At 62.2% G+C, this 25,236-nt stretch carries 20 protein-coding genes; 13 read left to right on the plus strand and 7 right to left on the minus strand.

Annotated elements, in window-relative coordinates:
* The first annotated feature begins 4 nt into the window (after nucleotides 1-4).
* The 6 genes from ACILSR_RS25085 (at nucleotide 5) to ACILSR_RS25110 (ending at nucleotide 3,626) form a co-directional block, all read left to right on the plus strand.
* A complete protein-coding gene (locus tag ACILSR_RS25085; RefSeq protein WP_395752554.1) occupies nucleotides 5-1,186 on the plus strand; it encodes a hypothetical protein in 1,182 nt (393 codons plus the stop codon).
* A gap of 205 nt (nucleotides 1,187-1,391) precedes the next feature.
* The gene (locus tag ACILSR_RS25090) at nucleotides 1,392-1,853 is read left to right on the plus strand and encodes a hypothetical protein (protein ID WP_395752555.1); all 462 of its coding nucleotides are present in this window, start codon (nucleotides 1,392-1,394) and stop codon (nucleotides 1,851-1,853) included.
* 117 nt (nucleotides 1,854-1,970) lie between these two features.
* The gene (locus ACILSR_RS25095; RefSeq protein WP_395752556.1) at nucleotides 1,971-2,342 is read left to right on the plus strand and encodes a hypothetical protein; all 372 of its coding nucleotides are present in this window, start codon (nucleotides 1,971-1,973) and stop codon (nucleotides 2,340-2,342) included.
* A gap of 53 nt (nucleotides 2,343-2,395) precedes the next feature.
* Complete coding sequence (locus ACILSR_RS25100; protein WP_395752557.1) at nucleotides 2,396-2,785, plus strand: hypothetical protein; 390 nt, start codon at nucleotides 2,396-2,398, stop codon at nucleotides 2,783-2,785.
* 47 nt (nucleotides 2,786-2,832) lie between these two features.
* Nucleotides 2,833-3,120, plus strand: a complete 288-nt coding sequence (locus ACILSR_RS25105; protein WP_395752558.1) for a hypothetical protein — start codon at nucleotides 2,833-2,835, stop codon at nucleotides 3,118-3,120.
* Nucleotides 3,121-3,248: 128 nt separating this feature from the next.
* On the plus strand, nucleotides 3,249-3,626 hold the full coding sequence (locus ACILSR_RS25110; protein WP_395752559.1) for a hypothetical protein: 378 nt from the start codon (nucleotides 3,249-3,251) through the stop codon (nucleotides 3,624-3,626).
* Between the two features lie 685 nt (nucleotides 3,627-4,311).
* Here ACILSR_RS25110 and ACILSR_RS25115 read toward each other — a convergent pair.
* The 4 genes from ACILSR_RS25115 to ACILSR_RS25130 form a co-directional block, all read right to left on the minus strand.
* Nucleotides 4,312-4,659, minus strand: coding sequence for a hypothetical protein (locus ACILSR_RS25115; RefSeq protein WP_395752560.1), 348 nt, complete (start codon nucleotides 4,657-4,659; stop codon nucleotides 4,312-4,314).
* Between the two features lie 567 nt (nucleotides 4,660-5,226).
* Nucleotides 5,227-5,928 carry a response regulator gene (locus tag ACILSR_RS25120; RefSeq protein WP_395752561.1) on the minus strand — a complete coding sequence of 234 codons (702 nt, stop codon included), beginning with the start codon at nucleotides 5,926-5,928 and terminating at the stop codon, nucleotides 5,227-5,229.
* A gap of 64 nt (nucleotides 5,929-5,992) precedes the next feature.
* Nucleotides 5,993-9,475 (minus strand): PAS domain S-box protein, encoded by a 3,483-nt coding sequence (locus ACILSR_RS25125; RefSeq protein ID WP_395752562.1) that lies wholly within the window; start codon nucleotides 9,473-9,475, stop codon nucleotides 5,993-5,995.
* Nucleotides 9,472-10,029 (minus strand): heme NO-binding domain-containing protein, encoded by a 558-nt coding sequence (locus ACILSR_RS25130; protein WP_395752563.1) that lies wholly within the window; start codon nucleotides 10,027-10,029, stop codon nucleotides 9,472-9,474. The genes ACILSR_RS25125 and ACILSR_RS25130 overlap by 4 nt, the downstream gene beginning before the upstream one ends.
* Nucleotides 10,030-10,467: 438 nt before the next feature.
* Between ACILSR_RS25130 and ACILSR_RS25135 the strand changes: the two genes are divergently transcribed.
* From ACILSR_RS25135 to ACILSR_RS25145, 3 genes are all read left to right on the plus strand, one after another.
* On the plus strand, nucleotides 10,468-11,229 hold the full coding sequence (locus tag ACILSR_RS25135; protein WP_395752564.1) for a hypothetical protein: 762 nt from the start codon (nucleotides 10,468-10,470) through the stop codon (nucleotides 11,227-11,229).
* Nucleotides 11,230-11,892: 663 nt separating this feature from the next.
* Nucleotides 11,893-16,752, plus strand: a complete 4,860-nt coding sequence (locus ACILSR_RS25140; protein ID WP_395752565.1) for a hypothetical protein — start codon at nucleotides 11,893-11,895, stop codon at nucleotides 16,750-16,752.
* 240 nt (nucleotides 16,753-16,992) lie between these two features.
* Nucleotides 16,993-17,475 carry a hypothetical protein gene (locus ACILSR_RS25145; RefSeq protein WP_395752566.1) on the plus strand — a complete coding sequence of 161 codons (483 nt, stop codon included), beginning with the start codon at nucleotides 16,993-16,995 and terminating at the stop codon, nucleotides 17,473-17,475.
* A 758-nt stretch (nucleotides 17,476-18,233) separates the two neighbouring features.
* Here the strand turns inward: ACILSR_RS25145 and ACILSR_RS25150 are convergent.
* The 3 genes from ACILSR_RS25150 to ACILSR_RS25160 form a co-directional block, all read right to left on the minus strand.
* On the minus strand, nucleotides 18,234-18,686 hold the full coding sequence (locus tag ACILSR_RS25150; protein WP_395752567.1) for a hypothetical protein: 453 nt from the start codon (nucleotides 18,684-18,686) through the stop codon (nucleotides 18,234-18,236).
* Nucleotides 18,687-18,899: 213 nt separating this feature from the next.
* The gene (locus tag ACILSR_RS25155) at nucleotides 18,900-19,148 is read right to left on the minus strand and encodes a hypothetical protein (protein WP_395752568.1); all 249 of its coding nucleotides are present in this window, start codon (nucleotides 19,146-19,148) and stop codon (nucleotides 18,900-18,902) included.
* A gap of 92 nt (nucleotides 19,149-19,240) precedes the next feature.
* Complete coding sequence (locus ACILSR_RS25160) at nucleotides 19,241-19,660, minus strand: DUF4375 domain-containing protein (protein WP_395752569.1); 420 nt, start codon at nucleotides 19,658-19,660, stop codon at nucleotides 19,241-19,243.
* Between the two features lie 194 nt (nucleotides 19,661-19,854).
* Here ACILSR_RS25160 and ACILSR_RS25165 point away from each other — a divergent pair, with 194 nt between their 5' ends.
* The 4 genes from ACILSR_RS25165 to ACILSR_RS25180 all read left to right on the plus strand — a co-directional run bounded on the left by ACILSR_RS25165 (nucleotide 19,855) and on the right by ACILSR_RS25180 (nucleotide 25,011).
* Nucleotides 19,855-20,721 (plus strand): hypothetical protein, encoded by an 867-nt coding sequence (locus ACILSR_RS25165; protein WP_395752570.1) that lies wholly within the window; start codon nucleotides 19,855-19,857, stop codon nucleotides 20,719-20,721.
* Between the two features lie 110 nt (nucleotides 20,722-20,831).
* The gene (locus tag ACILSR_RS25170) at nucleotides 20,832-21,707 is read left to right on the plus strand and encodes a hypothetical protein (RefSeq protein ID WP_395752571.1); all 876 of its coding nucleotides are present in this window, start codon (nucleotides 20,832-20,834) and stop codon (nucleotides 21,705-21,707) included.
* A gap of 168 nt (nucleotides 21,708-21,875) precedes the next feature.
* Nucleotides 21,876-24,434 (plus strand): HEAT repeat domain-containing protein, encoded by a 2,559-nt coding sequence (locus ACILSR_RS25175; protein WP_395752572.1) that lies wholly within the window; start codon nucleotides 21,876-21,878, stop codon nucleotides 24,432-24,434.
* Between the two features lie 37 nt (nucleotides 24,435-24,471).
* The gene (locus ACILSR_RS25180; protein WP_395752573.1) at nucleotides 24,472-25,011 is read left to right on the plus strand and encodes a hypothetical protein; all 540 of its coding nucleotides are present in this window, start codon (nucleotides 24,472-24,474) and stop codon (nucleotides 25,009-25,011) included.
* The last annotated feature ends 225 nt before the right edge of the window (nucleotides 25,012-25,236 follow it).

Consider the following 25,236-nt stretch of genomic DNA (forward strand, 5'->3'; position numbering starts at 1 on the left):
GCGCATGCGCGCGTGCCTCCTCCCCCTGCTGGCTCTTTTCCTAGTCTGCCTGCTCCCCGGCACCTCCCAGGCTGCGGGGCAGAAATTTGCGCGCGGGTTTGTCATCTTCAAGAAGGTGCCCAGCGACCAGCCCGTGCATTACGGCGGCATGCTCTTCATCTCCTCAAAGCCCGGCCCCGTGTGGTATGAGTACGACATCGGCCAGGACAAGCCCTTCTTTCTCGCCGTGGACCTCTTCGTCTCCGAGATCAATTTCGGCTCCATGTTTGAGGCGGACTTCACCACGCCCAAGCACCTCGAGTTTTGCAAAAACGTCATTGCCCAGCTCAATGCCGCCGCCAAGCAGTCCCCCGCCATGGTCAGCGCCGTAAAGGCCGCCGTGGCCGCCATCCAGGTGGAGGTGGACCGCTATGAAAAAGGCTTCATCCGCCTCAATGGCGCCTGGGTGGACCGCGACAAGTACGAGGCCAATCTCGCCTCCATGCAGAAGGCCCGCATGGCCCAGGACGCCGCGCAAAAAGCCGCCGAGGAGGAAATGCGCGCCAGCATGGCCAAGAACGCCGCCGCCAGCAAAGTCCGCCAGGACAACCTCACCCGCGAATACGTCAGCGCCTCCAGCCAGTACCTCGTCGGAAAGGACAGCTTTGAACAATTCGCCGCCGAGGCCATGGCCGTCGCCAAGGCCGGCGGCACGCTGCCACCCGTGCTCGGCACCGACTACCCGGGCCTCATTGAACTCCCCCAATACCGCGATGCCGCCCCAATGCTCCTGCAGCTCGGTGGCGGTGGCGGCTCAGTGACTGAGGCCGCCATGATCTGCGCCTTCAATGACCGCTCCCAGCTTCTCGCCGCGGACATCGTCATCTTCCTCATCTCGGATGCCGCCAAGAGCACCCCGGTCAATGCCCCGGAAATCAGCGCCCTGAAACGGTTCCTCGGCAAGTTTGACCCCCAAATCATGACCGTCCTTCCGGACGTCCTCGCCGCCGACCGCATACGTATCGCGCTCGATAACAAAACCGATCCCTCCGCCCTCTCCGTCACCGTTCTCGACCTCCCCAAGTTCACCGTGAACTACCTCGTCGGCCACACCGTGGAGTACGTTCCCACCGGCACGGCCACGTCCGGTTCCGCACCGCAGCGCCAGCAGCTCCTCGTCCTCCAGATCCGCCCCCCGAAAGCCTAGCCACCCCGCATGGGTGCTGCAGTACCGGTTTCGCATCGCGTCTTCGCAGCAGCCAGCCCACTCTTCCTCTTCCTCTTCCTCTTCCTCTTCCTCCTACTCGATCAAAGCGCCCCGCCAGTTCCAGCCCCAGGTACGTCGTGCGGGCTTTAGCCCTTCCCGCTCCAGTTCCTCCCCTTTCCTTCCCCACCCTCAGGACCAGCGCCCCATGCACCCATCCCCACTCCGCACCAGCGCCCGCCCCACACTCGCGCTCCTTTTTTTGCTCATCCTCGCGCAGTTCCTACAGCCCGGCAGCCTGAACGCGCTCGAGAGCCCCCGCACCCCGCGCAATCCCTATGCCCCCCCGCCGAGCGTACGCGCCGCCAACGCACCCAAGATCCATCCGCAGGGCGAGTGGTATGCCGTCGGCTACCGCATGGCGCAGGAGGCGCTCCCCTCCTACAGCGTGATGGAGATCCCGGAGGACGACCTCAGCCGCCGCCTCCTCCCCGTGCTCGCCACCCTCAACATCAAGGCAGACACCGATCTCAGCAGCGCCGACCTCAAGCTCCTCCAGCAAGGCTGGGACGACGCCCTCGCCCGCCGCAGCCCCGCCCTCACCTACCCGCCCGACCAGCCCCAGAGCATCGTGCACGAGGGCCTGCGCGGCTTTCATGCTTTCCGCTGATGGGGGCTGGGCAGGGCTTTCATGCACTCGTTTTAAAATCGAGTTGGCCTGGAATTGAGGGCATCTTTCGCAGGCGAGCAGGGTTTCAAAAAATTTAAGGCCGAAACTGAGAGGTCAATGAATGTAGAAATATACACCCCTGAAGCTTGGCTTGGATTTTACAGGGAAGGCCTTTTCTCACGAGAGACCTTTTTTGATGGACTCATCCGCTATGTCAAATTTCATGATCCAGCCATAGTCATTTCATTTTTACCGGCTGATGACATGGAAGAATTCAAATCTCTCCTGGCTCGATATGCTGCCATAAAAGATTACAGCAGGCTGCTGCGTATCGGCGATCCTCCAGTATTTGATAAAACTGAGGTAGATAAACTGGCCAAAACTATTGGGCATGAGTCGATCAAGGAACTCACGAGCCAGCCGGCAGTGAAATGTAGCGGACAAAATGAAAAGACGCCATTCATGCCAAGCATTTACTCATTGAATTAGTTGGCCTTGGAAATTGACGAGGAGAAAGAATGCCCGCCATTGAATGATCGACCATGCAGTTGAAGAACAAACAGTTGCGAATCCTCGCCTCGCTCCTTGGCATCATCGCCCTGATTCCCCCGGGACTGCTGCTCTCATCCTTGGCGGGAGCAGGAATTCTGTTCGTTCCCCTGGCTGAAGGAGCATGGGGCTTTTACGCTCAGAGACGCCTGCGATGGGGCATGGAAACGGCGCTGTGGACCTTGGCCGTGCTCATCCTGGTCATCTTTATCGGCACAAGCATCCACTCCGGCGCGCGCTGGCATGAAGTCATGTCTGCCCCTTACCCATATCAAATCACCGCCCTTCTCGGAGCACCTTGGATCGTCGGCTCGTTGATCGGAAATGCATTCCGCGTGAAGGAGGTATTGAAAGTCGAGCGCTGCGCTCCGCCGACGAACTAGCATCAGGCGCCAAACAATCGATTAATTCTCAGCATAAGCGTTCTGTCATGACCCGTATTCAATCAGCCAAAAAGTGGGATCAATATTACAGAAAAGGATATTACTCGACCCATGAATATTTCTGTGGGTTGATTCACTGCGTCAAATTTCAAGAACCTAGTGAAGTGCTTCTAGTGTTAAATGATGACGAACTGGAAAAATTTAAGTCGGTAGTAGCTGAATTCAACGAGGTAAATGATTTTAGCGAACTTGTATCTATTGGCGATCCACCTGAATTTGGAAGATCTGAAATCGACAAGCTCGCGGAAATATTGAACCTGCGATCCAGCCCATAGCCCGGCGTATATCGTTCCAATGGTAAAAATGAAAGCACCCCGCTACCTAAAACTTTACACGCCGCCGTCCAATCCAGCATAGATGTATCAAAAGGAGAAAACGGACCGCCCACCTTCCCAAACTGCCCATGAATGAAATGATTGGCTTTCACGGCTATCTACGTTCGCTCTGGAAAGTGGTGGCGGACAAGAGAATCCGGCAAGTCTGGTTGAAAATCGTCCTGCAAAAGCCGGTCCTTCTCTTTCCACTGAGCTTTTCATGGCTTGAGTGCGAAATCACAAGCGGCGCTCAGATCAAAGCACGTTGGAAAGGCAAAGCTGAAATTCCCCAACCCGTTTTGCTCATGCGTGATGACGAGGAGTTCCTGGGTGTGTCCCTGATCTTCCGGGACAAATCAGCTCGGGCTGGCGTGTCAGGCCTCAGCGTTCTATTTGACGAAAAAAGGAGAATTCTCGAAGCGTCCTGCGGAACGGTTCATTTCACGCGAAGTCATTTAAGAAAGTAGGTCTTCACTATCTTGAATTGGCGGTGCGGCATGGACCCGGCCCACCGTGACATTTTTACGCCGACGCCGCTCGCAGCAAAGCAGGACCCCGCGCAGGCAGCACCCTTATGACGAGCGCCCCCCCCCAGTCCATGCGGAGGATGCCAGCCCCCGTCCCCGCTCACGCAATCCCACACGCCCTCTCCGTGGCCGCCAGATTGGCCAGGACGCACAGCCGCCGTTTCTCCAGATCTTCGTCGGGGGTAAAGCGGCTCCGGAATCTCCTTCGGGAACGGCTTCTCCGCCAAACCTCTCAGCCAGCCCTCAATCGAGGCATGGCGCTGTTCCATTCCATCGCGTCCATCCCACCACGACCCCTTTGCACCCGCTCCCGGAGGGAGCAGAGAGATTAGCCGGTGGTGAAGCGAGGCTTGGCGAGCGGGAACCACCGGACCAGCCCACACGATGGGTTCAAGCCCAAGGCCGCATGCTGGAGGCATGCGAGAGGTGGGCGCAGTTTCTTCGTTCCCGCAGAGCGGCTGAAGGCTTCTCGCATACCTCCGGCATGCGCCCATTGCAGGAGGCATGTGGCGCTCTCGGGTCCGGTGGTTCCCGCTGCACCGCTTCGCGGTTCCGCTTCACCACCGGCTATTTTCTCTGCTCCCTCCGGGAGCGAAGGATCAGCGCTCCCTGCTCCATCCCACGCTCACGCAATCCCACACGCCTGCTCCGTGGCCGCCAAAGCACTCAGCAGACACTGCCGCCGCTGCTCCAGATCTTCGCCGGGGTAAAGCGGCTCCGGGTTTTCCTTCGGAAACGGCTGCTCCACCAGACGGCGCACCTGTGCGGCGAACTTCCCTGCCAGCGCCGCCTTGCCAGCATCGAGGCTTTGAAAAACATAGCCGGGCCGGTATCTCAGCTCCTGCCTGCCCATGATCGTCTCCGCCACCAGCAGGCGATCCCGCTGAGACATCGCATTCTCGATCACGCAGGTCACCTCTTGCACCTCCTCCAAAAACGGCGTCAGCTCCCATCCCTTCACGATGTCGGTCATTCTGGAATGCACCGACCACAGATACTCCCGCTCCTCAGCTCCGCCAGAGCATTTGAGACAGACTCCTCGGCCCACTGCCGCTGCTGGTCTTTGGGAATGTTCAGCCGGCAAAACTCCTCATACCGTTCCGGGCACTCCCGGCACATGTGAAAACCCGAGCAGCCCATCGCCTGAAAGTACCGCTTCGCATCCTCCGGCGTCTTGATGGGTATGTCTTGAACTTCCATGGTCAGTGTCTCAATCAAGCGTACCCGGGGATGCCTTGGCAAATACAAGTCTCGCACGCGACTGTAATGTCAGAGCGTCATCTCAGCAGTGCGAGACTCGTCCCCCCGCATGCAGCCCCAGGAGCGCGGGCCTCCGAGCCCGCAGCGGGTGGCAATCACCTCCAGGCCGAAGCGTGGCTGCCCACGGGCGGCAAGCACGAGCGTCCTGAGCAGCGGTGGCGGCGTGCAGGAAGAGGGTGAAAGGTAGGAGCGGCACGACTGTGTGCTTGCGGAGTGCTGCGGGTTCGGAGACCCGCGCTCCAAAAGCGCTTTGGCGAAGGTGCCATGGCATAGTCCCCCCCTACCCCTGATGCTCCAAATACTTGATCACCGCCTCCGTGCGTGACCGCACATGGAGCTTCGCGTACACAGACTTGATGTACTCGCGCACGGTCTCGTAGCTGATGCCCAGTTCGTAGGCCAGCTCCTTTGGCACCATGCCCTGCGCCAGGCGTTCCAGGATCTGGCTCTCGCGCGGCGTCAGGCTCGGGATGTTCTTTTTCTTCGGCGCGGCGGGCGTGTGAAAAGACTGAATCAACAGCCGCGCGATCTCCTGGCTCAGCGGCGCGCCGCCTTCGCTCGCCTGGCGGATGCCGGCCACGATCTCGGCGGGCTTCGAGCTTTTCAGCAGGTAGCCGTTCGCGCCCGCGCGCAGCGCTTCAAACACCTTCTCCGGATCGTCATGAATCGTCAGCACCACAAAGGCGGTGTTGAGCATGCGCGGCGAGAGCTGGCGGATGAACTCGATGCCCGAGGTCTTCGGCAGCTCCAGGTCCACCACCACCACCTGCGGCGCGCTCTCCACCACCGGCTGCACCGCCTCCTCCGCCGTGGCCCAGGCACCGGCCAGCTCAAAACCGTTCCCATTCTTTTGCAGCAGCTTCTGCATGAAAAGCCGCAGCGTGGGATCGTCTTCCACCACCGCCACACGCAGCGTCTTCACGGCGGCGGGTGCGGCTACGGCAGGGGCTGCTTCAGGACTGGCGGGTGCGGATTCATCCATAGAATTACCATAACGCATGAAAACCGCGCTAGGCAATGGGCATTCTTCTGCATCCTTTGCCGGATCACCGGTCAGAATTGTCTGGCGAAATCTCTCCGCCCTCCCGCAGCGCCGCCATGTGCTTCTTCAGCTCCTGGCGCGCCGTTTCGTAGCTTTGCTTCAGCCGCGCGGTCAGCACGCCCTGCCCGGCGCGCTGGTCCTTCTCCGCGCTCTTTTCCAGCTCCCGGCTCAGCGCGTGAAAGGTGCTGAGGCCAAAGAGGCTGCTGCTGCCCTTCAGCGCATGCGCGGTTCGGCGCAGCGCGGGCTGTTCCTCCGTGCCGGCCAGTTTTTCCAGTTCGAGAATCCGCGCGGGCGTGTCCTTGCACCAGTTCTCCATCAGCTCCACGGCATCTGCCGCGCTCAGATCCTCCGCCAGCTGGCGTATCGCCTCCTGCGTGGAGGAAAGGTCCGTGTCAGTCCACAGGGCCGCGGCGCAGGCGGCATCCACCGCGTTTCCGGCCAGCACCTGCACGCGGCTCAGCGCCTCCAGCAGCGGCTTGGCGCGCAGCGGTTTGGAAAGGTAGTCGTCCATGCCCGCCTCCAGGCAGCGCTCCCGCTCCCCGGCCTGCACATTCGCCGTCATGGCGATGATGCGGCAGCGCGGCCGCGTCCACGCCGCGCTGGCCTCCAGCACGCGGATGGCACGGGTGGCCTCGTAGCCGTCCATGTTCGGCATGTGGCAGTCCATCAGGATGCCGTCATACACCCCGCTGGCGAAGCGCTCCACGGCCTCCTCGCCATCGCGCGCCACCTCGCCGGGGCAGCCGTTTTTCTCCAGCATCATCATGGCCATGCGGGCATTGACCTCATTGTCCTCCACCAGCAGAAGGCGCGGCCGCACGCCGTTCGCGGCATGCGGAGCGTGCGCCGCCTCCTCGCGCCCGGCCTCCATCATATCCTTCGCTGGTATCTTCTGGCCTTCCACGATGCGCAGCGGCAGCCGCACCCAGAAGCGCGAGCCCTCCCCGCGCCGGCTTTCCACGCCGATGCACCCGCCCATCAGCTCCACCAGCCGTTTGCTGATCGCCAGCCCCAGGCCCGTGCCGCCAAAGCGCCGCTTGCTGGAGCTGTCCACCTGCGTGAAGGCCTGGAAGAGCTGCCGCTGCTGCTCCTCCGTCATGCCGATGCCCGTGTCCGTCACGCTGATCTCCACCTGCGCCACGCCCTCCGCTGCGGAAGCCGCGGTCGCTTCTGCACCACTCACCGCTGCGCTGCCACCCACGCGCTTTACCTGCACGCGGATGCTGCCTTCATCGGTGAACTTGATACCATTTCCTACCAGATTCATCAAAATCTGCCGCATCCGCCCCGGATCTCCCAGGAAGGAATCCGGCACGTCAGGCGCTATCCGCACGATCAGCTCGATCGCGCGCGAGGCCGCCTTGTGCTGCAGCAGGTCCACCACGCCGCTGATCACCGAGTCCAGCCGGAACGCCTCCTCCACCAGCTCCAGCTTCCGCGCCTCGATCTTCGAGAAGTCCAGAATGTCCTCGATGATGGACATGAGCGCGTCTCCGCTCAGCCGCACCGCGTCCACCATCTCCCGCTGCTTCGGCGCCAGGTCCGTGTCCAGCAGCAGGCAGGACATGCCGATGATGCCGTTCATCGGCGTGCGTATTTCATGGCTCATCGTCGCCAGGAAATCGCTCTTCGCCTGGTTTGCCGCCTCGGCTATCTCCTTCGCCTTCAGCAGCTCCTGCGCCGCGCGCTTCCGCTCCGTGATGTCTGAGCCGATGCCGAGGTAGCCGATCACCTCTCCATGCAGATCATGCAGCGTGGTCACGCTCAGCAGCACCGGGTAGCGGGAGCCGTCCTTGCGCACATACGTCCACTCGCACTCGTCCGGCGCGCCCAGGCGGGACTTGGCCACGAAGGTCTCAAAGCCCGCCTCCACCTCGCGCCCCAGCTCCTGGCTCAGCACCCGCGCCCGCGCCTCCACCTCCTCCGGCAGGTGGAAAATCGCCGGCGTCGTACGGCCGATGATCTCCGCCGCCGAGTAGCCCAGCTGCTGCTCCGCGGCCCTGTTGAATGTGACGATGGTCCCGTCCGGCGCGGCGGAGATGATGGTGTGCGCCGCGCCGTTCAGCACCGCATTCATGAACGCATTGGAGCGCCACAGCTGCTCCTCGGAGCTCTTGCGCACGATGAACTGCCCCATCTGGTTGCCGATGCCCGCCAGCGCCTGCAGCAGCGCCTCGTCCGGGTCCATCACCTCCCCGGCAAAGAGCTCCACCACGCCCAGCGTCTCCCCGCCGGCGATGATGGGAAAGCCGATGGACCCTCGCAGCCCGGCGGTCAGCGCCGCCACCGCGCGTGCATTGTCGGTATGATGTGCCAGATCCTGGCACCAGCTGCTCTGCCCTTTTACCAGCACCAGGCCCGGCATGCCCTCCCCCGGCGCAAAGGACGCCGCCTGCTTCAGCACCACCAGCTCGGAGATGTCCTTCAGCGGATCATGCCACAGCTCCGCCAGCCGCAGCGTGCGGCCGTCCTCCTCCAGCATCCAGAGAAAGCCCGCGGGCCATCCCAGCTGCTGGCAGATCTTCTGGATCACCCTGGCGCAGACCTGCCGCATGGAGCCGGACTCCGCCAGGATGCGGCTGGCGCCAAACTCCAGCCGACGGCGTTTTTCATCCAGCTTCCGCTGCGTCACATCGCTCTCGATCGCCATGAAGTTCACCACCTCCCCGTCCTCATCGCGGATGGGCTGGATCTCCAGCGCCGTCCAGTAGCTGCGGCCGGAGCGGTGGTAGTTCAGGATCTCCGTCTTCACCCCCGAGTTCTCCTTCAGCGAGCTGCTTATCAGCCGCACCGTCTCCGCGCTCGTGCCCGGCCCCTGGAGAAAGGAGCCCGGCTTCCGCCCCAGCACCTCCGCCATCTTCCAGCCCGTCATGCGCGTGAAGCCCTCGTTCACCCACTCGATGCGGCCCTGCTCGTCCGTCACCACCACGGCATTGTCCGTGCGTGCCGCCACCAGCGCCAGCTTGCGCGAGTTCGCCTCCTGCTGCCGCAGCAGCGCCCGCTGCTCCGTCAGCCGTTTGTTCAGCTCCATCAGGTCTTCCGATGCCATGCGCTGCACCTGCAGCACCTGCAGCAGGTCCATCGTCTGGTCATGCACCGCAAAGTCCCCCATCGTCAGCCCCAGCTGCTCCACCTGGTCCGGGTCCGTCAGCCACGGCGTCGCCAGCATGATGCCCATGCGCGGCTCGTCCAGAATGATCACCTGCCCGCGCAGTGTGCACTGCGTCTCCCGGCAGATCAGCAGCAGCAGGTGGTCTGAAAGAGATCTCGCCAGCGCATCGGTAAACTCCCCCGCCGGACGCACCGCCGTGAAGACCTCCTGCATCCGCGCGCCCGGCACCGCCTTCGGGCACGCCTTCGCCAGGGACGGCCCCGTCTCCACCAGGCGGTCATGCTCATCCCACACAAAATAAAACGGAAAGGCCCGCAGAAACTCCTCGCTGGGAATCCTGCCCGTCAACCGGCTGCTGCTGGCGCCCGTGCTCATGCCGCGGGCAGGCTCCAGTTGATGGCGAAGACGTCATGGTCCGCCCCTTCTGTCTTCAGCGCCACCACCTCCGTCGTCACCGGCGTTTGGTACATCTTGCCCAGCCCCTGCACCAGCCCCACCACGAAGTCCGTCAGACCCGGCCGGTGCGTGTGGTAGTGCAGGCTCATGGAGGTGTCCGTCACATCATGGCACTCGAAGCGCGGCGGCATCAGGTTGGGGTAGATCATCTGCACCCGCGTGTGCAGGTTCGGCAGATTGATCAGAAACTCCTTCAGCGAAGTCCCGCCGGAGCGCATCATCACCCCGTAGCCGTGCAGCGCCGTCTTCAGCACCCAGTGCTCGCCAAAAGCCACCAGCACCTCCCGCACCGTGACCCCCAGCACCTCGGACGCCGCACCCACCAGCTTGTACGTGATCTCGTCCGAATACCCCTCATTGCTGATGAACACCTCCACATCCACCCCCGCCTTCTGTTTGATCACCCGCCACTTCTCCTCCCCATAATTGGAGATCACCAGTTCTTCGATAGCTTTGTTGACGAGTCCGTACATGAAAAAAAAGAGGGATAAATAGAGGCGGATAAAGTGCAGTGCAGGCTGGAGGCACTCCTGAGCAGAAAGCGCCCCCCAACCCTCCCTAAAACTCGCCGCAGCCCCCACATCCTTCACCCTCCTCATTTGGGGGGGGCCTTGGGGGGATGATCCCCCAAAAAAAACAGCCCTCCCAGCGCCATCAAGGCACAAACCCACCGCGCTCACCTCTGGGTCATGCCCCCCTCGCCACCCAGCGCTGGTAGGGATGCGCTGCGCGCGTCCCTGGAATTCTCGTCCCAGCGCAACCTGCAGCCTAAGCGCCCTCTCCCTTTTCGAAAGCACCCGCCTCTCAGCGCCATCTTACCCCCACGGCGCAGCCATTTTCAAAGGATCGTGTTATAAAAGCCCACCTCCGCTGCCATACTAGCGCCGTCCGCTTCCATCCCTCCCGCCCCCATGCCACTCCTCCGCCTGCTCCTGCTCAGCCTTGTTCTGGCCTCATGCAGCACCTCGCATTCAGGAACGTCCTCTCTCAAATTCACACTGCCGGCGCTGTCTCCCCTGCAAGGCATTCCCACCCTCAAAAAGTCAGACCAGCCCGCCCTCATGAAGGCGCTGGCGGACGACTCCACTCTCGTATGGCTTTGGGCGCCCTCCTTGGGAGACGTCTATTCCCCGCCCCTCCATTCTGCCGAGGACGATCCGTTTTCCCTGCCCGCGGACGCACGCATTTTCAACCGTGTCTTCACAGAGCAGGACCTTCCTGCGTTGATCGCCCTGTGCGATCGCGAGCTTCAGCGAAATCCTCAGTCCCCCTCGCCTCCCGCGCCTCCCGGCAAACACATCTCCGCCACACCCAGGCACGCACACACCGCTGCCCCTGCTGCCGCCGCCCATCAGCGGCTGCTCCTTTTCAGATCGAGGCTCGAAATCGCCAGGACAGCCTTTGCGCTCCGCCATCGGCTCCATCGCAACAAGCCCCTGCCCGTCCTGACTCACGACAGGAACAACTTGTTCGGCGGCATCGTGCATTCCGGCAGCAACTTCCCGCTCGCTGCCAGCAGCACCGAACACCGCGTCTTCATCCAGTTCAGAGACACCCGCATCATCCTCTGGCTTCTCGTTCCCAAACACCACACCGAAGCCGGCATCCTCCGCGCCCTCACCGACGCATCCGCCCCGCCCGTCATCGTCCACCAGTTCACCACGCGGTTTTAAATCACGGCCTCAAATGCAGCCGTGCAAAGCACAAATCAGCACAAATCAGCACAAAGAAGCATGAAAAAGCACAAAGCAGCACGAAGCATTCCAACACCCACACCGTGCACCAACACGGCCCGCTGGGCACTCATGCAGCGTTGAGCGGCCGGATCCTTGAACCACCCCGTCGCACACGAATGGAACACTTCTTGAGAGCTGCACAATCGACTGACGTGGCACTTGATTAATCTGGGTTATCGTCGGCTTTGCCTCCAGCTTTTAGCACCAAAGGTGCGGCCTAGCGTAGCCCTGGGCAAAGCGAGCCTATGCGAGCGCCGCCCTGGGTTCAGCACCAGCAGCAGCATCGCAGCAAACCCAGCACCTTCTTCACACTCCGCGTCCCCCTGCAGCGTCCTCCCGCCACGCCGAAGCAGGCAGCATGTGTCTCCGCCGCACGCCCCCCTCTCCTCCAAGTCCCGCGCTTAGCAAAGCTCCGCCCGGAGCGGGACCATCCTGGTCCCGCAACCCTCCGCCAGGTCTGCCATTCCATTCCCACCCGCAGCCACACCTTCCCTTCTCCACCACCCCCGCCTCACTTGCCCCGCACCGAAAAACACCCAAAATGCAACACCCGGCAGCACTGCGCGTTTCCTACACGCTTCGCTGCACACTCACGGTTCTATGCCCTCCCTCAAAGCTTCGCTGGCCTCTTCGGACACGTCCCCTCCACGCCTCGAAAATAGGGAAAAAGCCCATCCGCTCACCGCACCCGTCGCGCCCCCTCTCTCCCCTCAGCGGCGCATCCCCCAGCTCAGCCTCGCGCTCACTCTCGTCGCGTTCCTGCTTGCCCCCGCCACCGCGCCTGCGCAGAAGCCCAATCCTTTCTCTCCCGACAAGCCGCTCCCCAAGTCGCTGGAGCTTCCCAAGTCCCCGCTCACAGATCTCATCCGCCCCGCCGCACCGCCCGCCGCACCGGCCATCACCACGCCCCCGCCCACCGAGACCAAGCCCGCGCCTGCCCCCAGCGTCCCACTCACCGTCCCCGCCCCCACGGCCCCGCGTCCGAAGCCCCACCACGAGCTCACGCCCCTGCCCGCTCCGCCGCTCCCCGGCAGCTTTCCCGGCGCAGAGCCAGACACCGCCCCGCTGAAAGACCTGCGCACGCGCGCGGAGAAAGGAGACGCCACCGCGCAGCGCCTGCTCGGCCTGCGCTACGTCCAGGGCACAGGCGGCGTGGAAAAGGACGCCAAAGAAGCCCTCGTCTGGCTGCGCCGTTCCGCCAATCAGGAAGACGCCCTCGCGCAGTACAGCTATGGCCGCGCCCACGCCCTCGGCGAAGGCACGGCCAAGGATGAAAAGGCCGCCGTGTACTGGTTCCGCGAAGCCTCGCGCAAAGGCATCCCGCAGGCAGACATCGCCCTCGGCTACCAGTTTTTTCGCGACACAGACGCCGTCTCCAAAGACACCGCAGAGGCCCTCCGCTGCTTCCGCAGAGCCGGTGCCGCCGGCGATGCCCCCGCCGCCGAGTGCCTGCTCGTGGAGGCCCGCAATGGCGATGCCTCCGCCCAGGTAAAAATGGCCCGCTTCTACACCACCGGCACCGGCGTGAAGAAAGACCTCGAAACAGCCATCGGCTGGTATCGCCAGGCCGCAGAGCAGGACGAGCCCGCCGCGCAGTTCGCGCTCAGCACCGCCAGCTTCCATGGCGAAGGCATGCCAAAAAGCACCTACGATGCCCTGCACTGGTTCTTTGAAGCCGCCAAAAACGCCGACGAAGACGCCGACCCGACGACTCCCGAGTCCAAAGCCGCGCTCCAGGCCTTTCGCGACGCCGCAGAGCAGGGCGATCTCATGGCTCAGACCCAGCTCGGCCGCGCCTGCTACCAGGGTGCCGGCATGAAGCGGGACCAAGCCGAAGGCCTCAGGTGGCTCCTCATCGCCGCAGAAACGGGAGACGATGTCGCGCAGCTCGCGCTCGGAAACATCTACGCCGTCGGCCTTGGCGTGGAGCGGGACTATGACGACTCCCTGCGCTGGTACCGCAAAGCCGCCGCGCAGGGAGACCCCGCCACGCAGTACACCCTCGCCCTCAGCCTCTCCGCCGGCGGCGGGCTCCCCACCGATGCCACCGAAGCCGCCGAGTGGTACCGCAAAGCCGCGCAGCAGGGCCACATGGAGGCCCAGCTCGCGCTCGCCACCGCGCTCTTCCGGGGCATCGGCCTGCCGAAGGACGATGCCGAAGCCGCCGTGTGGTTTGAGAAGGCCGCCCTCCAGGGCAGCGCCACCGCGCAGCTCGCGCTCGGCAGCGCCTCCCTGCAGGGCGTCGGCATCCCGAAAAATCCCGCCGCCGCCGCGCGCTGGTACCGCAAAGCCGCAGAGCAGGGCCTGCCCTACGCGCAGTACTGCCTCGGCCGCTGCTACTCCCGCGGCCAGGGCGTGGAGGTCAATCCCCCCGCCGCCCTCCTCTGGTTTCACAAAGCCGCCAGCAAGGGAGAAGCCCACGCGCAGTATGAGATCGGCCGCGCCCTGCTCACCGGAAACGGCGCGCCGCAGGACGTCGACAGTGCCGTCGAGTGGCTGCGCAACGCCGCCGAAAAAGGCCACCCCGGCGCCCAGTTTGCGCTCGCCCGCGCCTGCTTTGAAGGCACCGGCATGGCGCAGGACACAGCTCATGCCATTGAATGGTATCATAAAGCAGTCGCGCAGATCACGGACCCCGCCCACATCACAGACCCCACCCAGGCCGCCGATCTCGCACAGGACAAAAAAGACGCCCTCCTCTGGCTGCGCAAAGCCGCGGACCAGGGCCTCGCGCTCGCCCAGCTGGAGATGGGCCACGCCTGCTTCGGCGGCCAGGGCACGGCCAAAGACCTCCCCGCCGCCATGCAGTGGTACCACAAAGCCGCAGACTCTGGCGATGCCACCGCGCAGGCCGTGCTCGGCACCCTCTACCTGCGCGGCGGCACCGGCGTGGAGCAGGACCCCGCCACCGCCATGCAGTGGATCCGCAAAGCCGCAGAGCAGGGCCACGCCGGCGCGCAGGCGGAGCTCTCCGGCGCCTACTTCCGCGGCACCGGCGTCCCTGAGGACAAAGTGGAGTCTGAAAAATGGGCGCGCAAAGCCGCCGTGCAGGGAGACGCCGGCGCGCAGGACGCCATGGGCCGCTACTTTGCCCGCGACCCGGCGGATGCCATGCTCTGGTATCAAAAAGCAGCCGCGCAGAATCATCCCCACGCCCTCCTCGCCCTCGGCCACGCCTATGCATCGGGCACCCTCGTGCCGAAGGACATCCACACCGCCTTCACGCTGTTCAAAGAAGCCGCCCAGCAGGGCTTCGCCCCCGCCCAGCTCGAGCTCGGCCACGCCTACTTTCAGGGCATCGGCACTCACAAGGACGATGCCGCCGCCGAGCGCTGGGTGCGCCGAGCCGCAGACCAGGGCCTCGCCTCCGCCCAGTACGCCATGGGCAAGTTCTTCGCCCCGGACGCCACCACCGCCGAGGACTGGTACCGCAAAGCCGCCGCCCAGGGAGATGCCGATGCCAAATCCGCACTCGCCGCAAAAGCACTAGCCGCCGCTTCATCTTCCTCTTCCTCCTCCTCTTCCTCCCCCTCCGGCACCGGTCCATCCTCCCCCACCACCTCCACTCCCGCCACCGCCACCGCACCAGACGCCGTCGCCACCGTCAAAAAGCTCCGCCTCGCCGCAGACAAAGGAGACGCGAAGTCCCAGTACCGCCTCGGCCTCCATTACCTCAAAGGCGTCGGCATCCAGAAGAGCCCCGCAGCCGCCGTGCAGTGGTTTCAGAAAGCCGCCGCCAAAAACGACCCCGAAGCCCAGTATCACCTGGCCCAGTGCTACCACAACGGCACCGGCGTGGAGCCCGACCCCGCCGCTTATGTCAAATGGCTCCGGCAGGCCGCCGACCAGCAGCACATCCAGGCCCAGATCCAGCTCGCGCAGGCCTATCAAAACGGCACCGGCCTCCCGCACGATGAAGCAGCCGCTGTCAGCTGGTACCGCCAAGCCGCAGACCAGGGAGACCCCACCGCCCAGCTCGCCCTTTCCCGCGCCTGCTTCACCGGCACCGGTACTCCAAAAGACCTCGCCGCAGCCATCCAATGGTTTCGCAAAGCCCACTCCCAGAGCGAGCTCGCGGAGCAGGACATCGCCGCCACCACCCGCTGGCTCACCGCCGCCGCCGAGCAGGGAGACGCCCTCGCCCAGACCGAGCTCGGCCGCTTCTATCAGGACGGCATCGGCGTGGAGGCAGACCCCGCCGAAGCCATGAAGTACTTCACCACCGCCGCAGACCAGGGCCACGCCGCCGCGCAGGTCCTCCTCGGCCTCAGCTACTACCACGGCAACGGCGTCTCCCCGGACAAAGACGCCGCCCTCGCCTGGTGGCGCAAAGCCGCCGACCAGGGAGACCCCGCCGGGCAGGTCTGGCTCGGCAGCGCCTACTACCTCGGCATCGGCATGGAGCCGGACCCCGCCGCCGCCCTCCCCTGGTTCCGCAAAGCCGCCGCGCAGGGAGAAGCCGGCGCCAGCCTCTACCTCGGTCGCGCCTACTACCACGGCGAAGGCGTCCCCCAGGACCAGTCCGAAGGCGTGCGCTGGTGGCGGCAGTCCGCCGCCGGCGGCGAAGCCCGCGCCCAGATCGACCTCGCGCGCGCCCTCTACCAGGGGAAAGGCGTCAAAAAAGACCCCGCCGAAGCCGTCCGGTGGATGAGCAAAGCCGCCGAGCAGGACTCCGCCATCGCGCAGTACGAACTCGGCTACTACTACACCGAAGGCCAGGGCATTCCGCGGGATCCCGCCGCTGCCATTCGCTGGTATCGCAAAGCAGCCGAGCAGGATTTCCCCGCCGCGCAGTACTCCCTCAGCCTCGCCTACCGCAGCGGCGCAGGCGTCGCCAAAAACGAAGCCGAAGCCGCCCAGTGGTGCCGCAAAGCCGCCGAGCAAGGCTACGCCCCCGCGCAGGACGCCCTCGGCCTCTGCTACCTCACCGGCCAGGGCGTGCTCAGGAGCGCCACCACCGCCGCCAGCTGGTTTCACAAAGCCGCCCAGCAGGACGATCCCTCCGCCCAGTACCACCTCAGCCAGTGCTACCTCGAAGGCAGCGGCACCATGCAGAACACAGAGACCGGCATCGACTGGCTCCAAAAAGCCGCCAATCAGGGCCACCGCCGCGCCCAGTTCACCCTCGCCCAGAACCTCCAAACCGGCACCCACCTCCCCCGCGATCCCGTCCTCTCCCTCAAGTGGTACCTCATCCTCGCCACCACCCACCCCGTCAAAGAAACCGCCAAAAACAACGCCAAAGATCCAGACAAAGAAAAGGAAAAGGACAAAGACAAGGAAGAGCCAAAGGACAAAGCCAAAGGAAAAGCCAAAGCCCCCCCCGCCACCATCACCACCGCCACCATCACCACCGCCACCACCAGCGCCATCGCCACCCTCAAAAAAGAACTCACCCCCAAGCAACTCGCCCAAGCCCATCACCTCTTCCAGGAGTACCAGAAACAACACGCCAAGTAATCTTCCTCTTCCTCTTCCTCTTCCTCTTCCTCTTCCTCCCTTTTCGGGCTCGACTTCTTCGTCCTCGTCCGCCTACTACTAGCCCTCTTCGCCTATTGCACTGAAGACCAGATTGCAGATGACTTTTAAGTCTTCCAACTGGGCGCAGAACGCCTGGCACCTTCTTATGCTGCGTTGCACCGACCTCAGCACCAGATCCAGTCAAAATGATAGAACGCTAACGGCATTGATTAAATCGGCATGCAACGAACCCTGAAAATATTTTCCATTCTTTTGATTGCCGTTCTTCTTCCCATCATGGTTTGGGATTGGGTAAAAACATGCACATTCACGGAGGGGAAAGGTGTCGCTGATTCAAAAAGTAAATCGACAATCACCGTTGGAGTGTACCCGAATCATGATATTGCAGGGGGTGAGATCGTGTTAGAGGGGTATGAGTCGTTCGAATATTATTTCGATGGGGTTTTTCTAGGGGCGGGTGATCAAGGCGTTGAACATTTGCTTGCCAAACTAAACCAAATGAAGCCATACCTCGCCATAGACGTTTTAAACCCAGCGACCTTCTGGATTGGTGAGGCTGGACATCCTCCCGGGCTGAGGGATATTCATTACAAATACCCGTTGGTGAAAAACATTCGGTTGCGGTCTGAGATCAAGAGTACATTAGACCGAATCCGTGGCTGGTCCGATGACACTAAGCCAGATTTGCCATGGAAAGAATAACCCATTTTTCAAAAAAAACGCCGCAGTAGATTGATGTAGCACAGAAAAAACAGGCTCGAATCAGAGCCTTTTCACCCCAACGCAACCTACGTCATCCTATCTTCGAATAATCCTTGGGGTGGCTGCCATGCTATGGAATGCAAGCTGTGGCGAAAAAGATCCATTTGAAAGAAGCTTTGGATTTTCCCCGCCGTTCTTTCCTTGAGGACGGAAGGCATAAACTTGCCCCCTCTTCTTCCCTTTTTCGGCTCCTCTTGTTCGTTCTCGTCCTCCTACTCTCAGTTGATTCGCGTCGCTCGACTGTCCTCGATCCCAACGCCACGCTCGGAGTTGTAAGTTATAAGTTATAAGTTATAAACTAACTCGCCACTTGCACCTGCTTCTTAGTACGTAGTTGATTCGCTTTGCCCACCCCTCGGACTCACTACGTTCGTCTGTCTCGTTTCACTCGGCTCGGGCTTTAGCCCGTCCGGCTCTGGTTCTTCGTTTTGTAGTACCGGCTTTAGCCGGAATCTGGAAGCTTCCTTCGTGCGAGCGGTTCACAAAAAAGCTCGCACAAGCTTCTCCCCATTTCACGATCCAGCCGCCTCGAGTTCGGGTGCTCTGCGTTGAAAATCTCCGGCCCTTCCCCAGCCAAGATCCTCCCTCTTTCCCCCAGCCTCCGGCATCCGTGTCAATCCGTGCCATCCGTGTTCCCACCCTCCGGAACCCAGCCCACCGCATACCACGAACAACCATAACCTACCACAGCACTCCCCTCATTTCCGTCCGACCTCCAGACAATAACGCTCAGGCACCCTCCCCTCCTCAACGCCCCGTTTCGCCGCATACAATTCCTGGGGCGATGCCGAGCCCGAGGCACAAAAGGTTGAAATCGTCTTCCCATCCTCAAAAACCAAAAACAACGCACCACCGTCTCCATATTTTCTCCACGAACTCGGTGCCGAAGGCCGGCGCATGTCGAACGACCAGATCCAAACGTCCTCCTCCACCGGGTTGTAAGGCAGCCCGGCCAGCTCAATCACCCGCGCCTTGGTCATCCCCGGCAAAACTCTTCCCTCACTACGAAGCTGCACAATTTGATTGGTGGTCAATTCCATCGGCTTGGCGTTCATTAAACCACGCCACCGATTCGAAACGAGCAAATAAGCCGCGCCCGAAACCAGGAGATAAATCAACCCTCCAATGACAAGTAATCGCCTGCGGTTCATCGTTTCACGGAGTGACAGAATCCCCTTACAACGTTCATTCGAATCACTAAGTTTCCGAAAGTGCTCCCAGCCATGAACGCCTCTTCGTTAAGACGAATCGTCATTGGCTCCACCGGTCTGCGGCTCCCCTGAAAAAGTTCATCGCCCTTTAGACCCATGCCTCTGTCCTGAAGGCCAACGGCCTTCCGTCATGCAGCCCAGGGGTGCCGAGCGTTAGCGAGTGCTCCCCTGGGTTCCCGCATCCAATCCGGAAAGCGAACCCATCGCCCGCTTCGCACATCCCGTCTTCCAGAAGCGTCTTCCGGCCAATCCGCTGCGGAAACCTGGCGTTCCCAGCTCGACGCCCACCTCCCCACCACCGCCGAGCGCCAGCTTCTCCGCGACTCCCTCACCCTCGCCTCCAGCCCCAAGCAAGCCGCCGCCGTTTTGGAGGTAGCTCAGTTCTGAAAAAGCCTGCCCCATGGTCTAAAAGGTTCGCCGTCCTTCGAGCATTCGCCAGACAAACAGCGGGCCCCTCCACACTCCCCATACCACAAACTACCACCCAACGCCCCTCACCTGATCTCCTCCACCCTCCCCTTCAAATACTCCACCAGCAGCCTGGTCATCTTCGGAAACCCCTCACTCAGCTTGTCGTTCACTTCCCTCACACGCCTCTCCAGCTCCATCTCCGTCGTCCCATCCTCGATCCCCGCCATCTGCACATTCCGCGCCGCACGTTCCCTCGGCACCACCCCCTCCTCAAACCACGTGGCGATCTCACTCAAAGCACCGCTGCATTCATCCGCGCCGATCTCATCCAGCGCCCGCACCGCATTATCAAACAGATCCCCGGACGAGTTGCTCATGTACTGCCACACCGTCCCATTCAGCACCTCACGCTCCAGCCTCACCGTCAGCACCAGCACCTGCTCCGCCCGTGAAAGTTGCGCAAACGTGCGATCCCCCTTGATGCGCGAGTACAGCTCATTCACCGCCCACGCGCCTCAGGCTGCTCCAAAATCTTCGCCGGCGTCCGTCTCCACCACATCATAGGATCGTCAGGATAACCGGCCCCGCAGATTGTTCCACTCTTCATGTAACCATCCCTCCGCACATCCGGATGAAGCGTGGTGAAGGTGAAGGCGCATGTGCAATGCCCTTCCCAAAAAATCAAATCGCAGCCGCCATGAAGACCATCCCATCCTTGTCCGAAGCACTCAGTACACACGAAGCCACGGCTTGTTCCACTCCTCCCACCGGCCGCGCCACGCGCCTCACGCGCCGCGGCTTCATGGCCTCGCTCGCCGGCCCCTTGCTGTCCCAGTGCGCCTTCAAAAAAAACGATGTGTACCTGCCCGTCGCCCCAGACAAAAGCCTTCGAAAGCTGCTCACACGTCCTGCTCTGTCCATCAGCCGCCCCACCGGCTCCGGCTCTTCGTGGATCCTCTCGGACAGCGATGCGCTGGCAGACTATGATCTGGATTTAAGCCGTGCAGGATCCGGGCAGGAACTGGTCGCCTGTCTGATGGCCGCTCCCGCACTCTTTTTGGGTGTCATGACCTACAATGCCACCTACAAAAAACCTTCCGAAGACGAGCGCGGTCAGGCCAGGGACATTTGCCAGGACCGCCACAACGCCGCAGACTGGGTCAAACATTACCAGTCCGGATTCAAGGCCGCTGCCGCTCAGCACGGAGCCACCTCCGTCCGCATCGTACCGCCGCGTACATCCCAGACCGCGTCCCCAGGTTTCGTGGATCTCTACACCTACCCCGATCTCGCAGGCACAGGCGTGGGTGCCGTGATCGATCTGCAGCTCAGCTGCCGGTTTGAAGGCTCCCGCACCCTGCGGCCAGTGCTACACACCTACTGCCACGTCCGCCGCCCGGGAGACGCGCGCACCTTGTGGGAGACCGCATTCGACACCAAGTCCCAGGAGGCGCACACCCTCCGGGAATGGGTCAAAGACGGCGGCACGCGATTCCGTGCGACAGTGCAAACACTCCCGCAGCAGGCCGCGCAACAGCTCGTGGCCTCGCTCTACGCCCGCTGAAAATCCACCTCACGCTCCAGGGCCCCCATCGGCCCAATTTCCGAATGAAGCGTGGCAAAGCCGCAGCTAGACTATCCCGCCTTTCCCACTCTTTTTTAACAGCAAGCACCATGAAAACCGCACCATCTTTCCACGTAAAAGGAAGGATGCCGCTCCACGCCAAGGTTCCTTCGAGTCATCGCGACGGGCGCGTCACGCTCCGCAGCCTCATCGCCTCCCTGGCCGGCAGCCTGCTCTGCCAGTGCGCCTCAAAGAAAACCGACGGGTATATCCCCGCACCCCCGAAGAACGGCTTTCAGAAACTGCTCCGGCGCCCCGCGCTCTCCATGAGCCTCCCTTCTGGCAGCGGCTGCGCCTGGATCCTGCAGGACGGCGATGACTCAATCTGGGAGGGCGATACCATGGAAAAATATGAATCCACATTCGACGGCCAGGGCACCGGCCCCTGGCAGTTGGTCGGGCTGGCGCTCTTTCCCTTCGTTTTGCTGCGTGCCACCGCCGGCAGAGCCGCCCACAAGCAGCCCTCCGCTGCCGACCTCCAAAAAGCCCGCGTCATCTCCCGCGGCCGCCACGGCGAAACCGAGTGGACAGACCAATATCTCTCCGCGTTTAACCTCGCAGCCCGGCAGCACGGAGCCTCCCCCGTCCGCCTCGTCCCGCCCTCTCCACCCCAGAACGCCCCCGCCTACTCCCGCACCTATGCCTACCCCGATCTGGCCGGCACCGGAGTGGACTCCGTGATCGAACTGCACCTCAGCTGCCTCCTCGAAGGCACCCACACCTTGCGCCCCGTCCTTCACACTCACTGCAAAGTCCTCCGTCCCGGAGCGCCGCAAATTCTGTGGGAGGCCAGCTTCGACACCAAGTCCCGCGAAGCCCACACCCTGCGCGAATGGGTCAAAGACAGCGGCACCCGTTTCCACGCCACCATTCAAACCCTCCCCCAGCAGGCCGCCCAGCAGCTCGTGACGGCTCTGTACTCATAGAGAAAGCGTCCTCATCGCCCTGCCGCTCACAGCCCCAGCGCAGCAGCCCGCACCACATCCTCCGCCCACGAATCTCTTCAGGAGTCAAAGGCCCCCGCCACCTCACGCACCCACATTCTTCATCTTAGTGATTGCCTTGGCCCGGCAACTTCTGCTCGAATGCCACGCATGGCATTTCACCTGTTCTTGCGCCGCGTGTGGCTGCTGAGCCTCCTCTCGCTCGGTACTGCAGGCACGCTGTGCGGAGCTGCAGCCCCAGAAGCCACGGCGGAAAAAAAGAAAGCAGCAGACTCATCGCAGCCGGAGCCTGAGCAGATCGCGGCCATCCGTGCAGCATTGGCAGGTGCCTCCACTCCGGTGCGTCTCCAGGCGCTTGAGTCCTGCCTGCAGAAGCATTGGGCGCGTCACTGCCTGAAAATGGAGGACCTCCTGCCGCTGCTGCACCATGCAGATGCAGACCTGCGCGGCACCGCCGCAGCCGCACTCGGAGAAGTGGTGCAGGGCTGCCCTCCCGCGGTGTTCCAGGCCGTGCTGCCATACCTGCGGCAGGAGTACAGTGCCCGGGTTTCTGATCTTTACATCTATTCCGACATAACCCACCTGACCCTGCAAGGCAGTGCTGCAGAGGCGCTGGACAAAATCGGCCCGGAGTCTCAGGCGCATGCCGGCGAGCTGATTCCAATGCTCCAAGGCTCCCATCATTTGACGAGGTATCGCGCCGTAAAGGCGTTGGGCCGCATGGGTCCGGGGGCCGCGCCCTTCATCCCGGCGCTGGAGCCGCTGCTGAAAGACACGAACAACGAAGTGTGTGTAGCGGTGGTGGAAGCGCTGGTAAAAATCTCCCGTGAGGAGGACGCCCCTCACGTTCTGGGCTTGCTTCTGCCACTGTTGCAGAATCGCAACATGCACCTTCAAGCGAGCGCAAGAATGGCATTGGGGCAACTGGGCCGGGCCGCCATCCCCCATGTTCACAAGCTGCTGCCGTCGCTGAGTTTGGGCCATTACACCTTCCAAAGAGTTGCCGATTTGGAGGTGATGAAGGCCTTCGTGCAGATCAGCAGGGTGGACGCTCCTGCGCTCATCGATGAAGTGCTGTCCTTTTTCAAAGAAGCCAGCCCCCTTGACCAGCGCCGCATCGTGGAGGTTTTGAGGGAGATCGGCGAGAAGACGCAGGCCACGCCCCAGGTAGCAGCAGCCCTGCTGCCGCTGCTGCAGGCCCCCTCCGCTGAGGTCAGGTGCGACGTGATCAAAGTGCTCGAAACGCTGAACGATAAGACTCCCATCCCCACACTGGGTCCAGCCCTCCTGCCGCTGCTGCGGGATGCAGACCCCAAAGTGCGCCACACGGCGATCTTATCCATGAGAAATCTGAGCTGGGTCAGTCCACGTTTTATCACAGACAAAGAGCTTCTGCCACTGCTGCAGGACGCTGATCCAGACGTGAAATGGGGAGCACTATGTGCCTCGGCGGTGATGACGCCCGCTTCCTTTCCCAAGATGCTCCCGGCACTGCTGCCGCTGCTAAAGGATCCTGACGACAGGGTGAGATTCCTCGTGGTAGAAGCGCTGGGCTTTGCCGGCAACGCCGCAGCCACCTACACGCCGGAGCTGCTGCCCCTGCTCCATGACAACGACGACGGCGTAAGAGGGGCTGTTTTAGTCGCACTGGGAGCGCAGGGCCCGTTCGCACCTGTAGAGGTCATTCAGGCCATCCTGCCCCTGCTCCGCGACCCTGATGCCGGGGTGAGAGGCGATGCATTGCATGCCCTGCGGCTACAGGGCAAGGCCGCCTCTCCAGGGACCGTCCAGAACGTCCTGCCCCTGCTCCGTGATCCCGACTTCTTCGTGGCATACCGTGCCGCATACGCAGTGGTGGCGCTGGATGAGACGGCCAGACCCGCAGCCCTCTCCGCCATGCGGGGGCTGCTGCAGGACCGCAGCCTCGCAACAAGATGCTACGCAGCCGAAGCGCTGATAGACCTGGGAGGCACCTACGAAGAATGCTTCCAGGCACTGGTGACCCTGGATCCCGAAGCAGAGCAATCAGACATTAGCTCCGCGTGCGAACTCTTCCAGAAGATGGGGCCGAAATACACCCCCGAGGTCACCAGTGCGCTGCTGGAGCTGCTGTGCGAAGGCGGTGGCCACGTCGCGATCTACCAGCTGGCCGGACTCGGCCCGGAAGCCGTGCCCACCCTGGCCAGAGACCTGCCGCCTCTGCTCAGGCATCCGAAGTTCTGGACGGCATCTCTCGCCGGAGATGTGCTGCGCCGCATGGGCGGGCGGGCAGCGCCCTTCATCCCAGAACTGCTGCCCATGCTTCAAACCACCGACATCGGGCTGCGGAAGAACGCCGTGGAGATTCTCCACAGCATCGGCAGTGAGCAGGCTCCCGCCGTGGCCCGTGCGGTGCTCCCGCTGCTCCAGCACTCAAGCAGAGAAGTGCAGGTTGCCGCCGTGGATGTGTTGGGAGGCATCAGCCAGCAGGCCGCCGATGCAGTCATCCCCGACCTGCTGCAGCTGCTCCACGATTCCAAGGACGACGCCGTCAAATGCCACCTCCTTCTCGCTCTTGGACATCAGGCCCACGGCACCGCAGCCGAAGCCGTCGCGGCCCTCCGGCCACTGCTTCAAGACCCCAGCCCCACCGTTCGCTCCCGCACCCAGCAGGCCCTGACCCTGATCCGCCAAAAAGCCCCTCTCCTCCCAGCCTCTGCAAAGGAGTGAGCATTGCGTCATACCTTTGGAAGAATGCATCACACCCATGAACTCAATCATCAAAGCAATTCTCTTCATCGGCTTTTGTTCGACGACGCAACTGGCGAATGCTGAGGACTTCGTGAGCCATAAATGCGCGGATTTTATTCCAGCCGACTGCACAGAGGAACTGGTCAATCTTGCCTTAGAAAAGCATTTGTTATTGCTCAAATTGCTGGAGGAAAATGATGATGAATACGTCCGAACTCACGCTCAAGACGCCTACCCTCTATGGAAGGAGGAGTCATACATCGCGTTCGGTCAAAACTTTCAGCACTCTATCCTAATGCTCTGCTGGTTTAAGGAGCAGAAAAAAGCAGGTTTGTTTTTCTTCGAAGGTTATACTTATGCCGACGCCCGCGAAGTAATCAGAAATTTAAAGATTGATGCCAGAAACTTGAAGCCGATGAAAGGAGTCCTCATGTACGACGGACTGATGAAAATAGCCGCCACTGACGCTTTTCCGCGCTTGGCCGTTCTTTTTGCAAAGGCGAATGCAGATCGGGATGCCGCCAAAAAGAAGGATGAAGGCGTTAAAAGTAAATAGCTGAGCAACGCGGTCGGTGTGCCCCCCATTGCCTCGAAGGCCAACGGCCTTCCGTATTTCAGCCCAGGGGTGCCGAGCGTTAGCGAGTGCTCCCCTGGGTTCACCGCACGCAAACCGGGAAGCAAACCCATCGCTTCGCCACATCTGCACCTCACCAGCAGCGTCCTCATAAAGCTCCGCCCCACGCCTGCGCCCCAGCATCCACCATCCACCATCCACCATCCA

The organism is Prosthecobacter sp., from assembly GCF_044222565.1.
GTDB lineage: Bacteria > Verrucomicrobiota > Verrucomicrobiia > Verrucomicrobiales > Verrucomicrobiaceae > Prosthecobacter.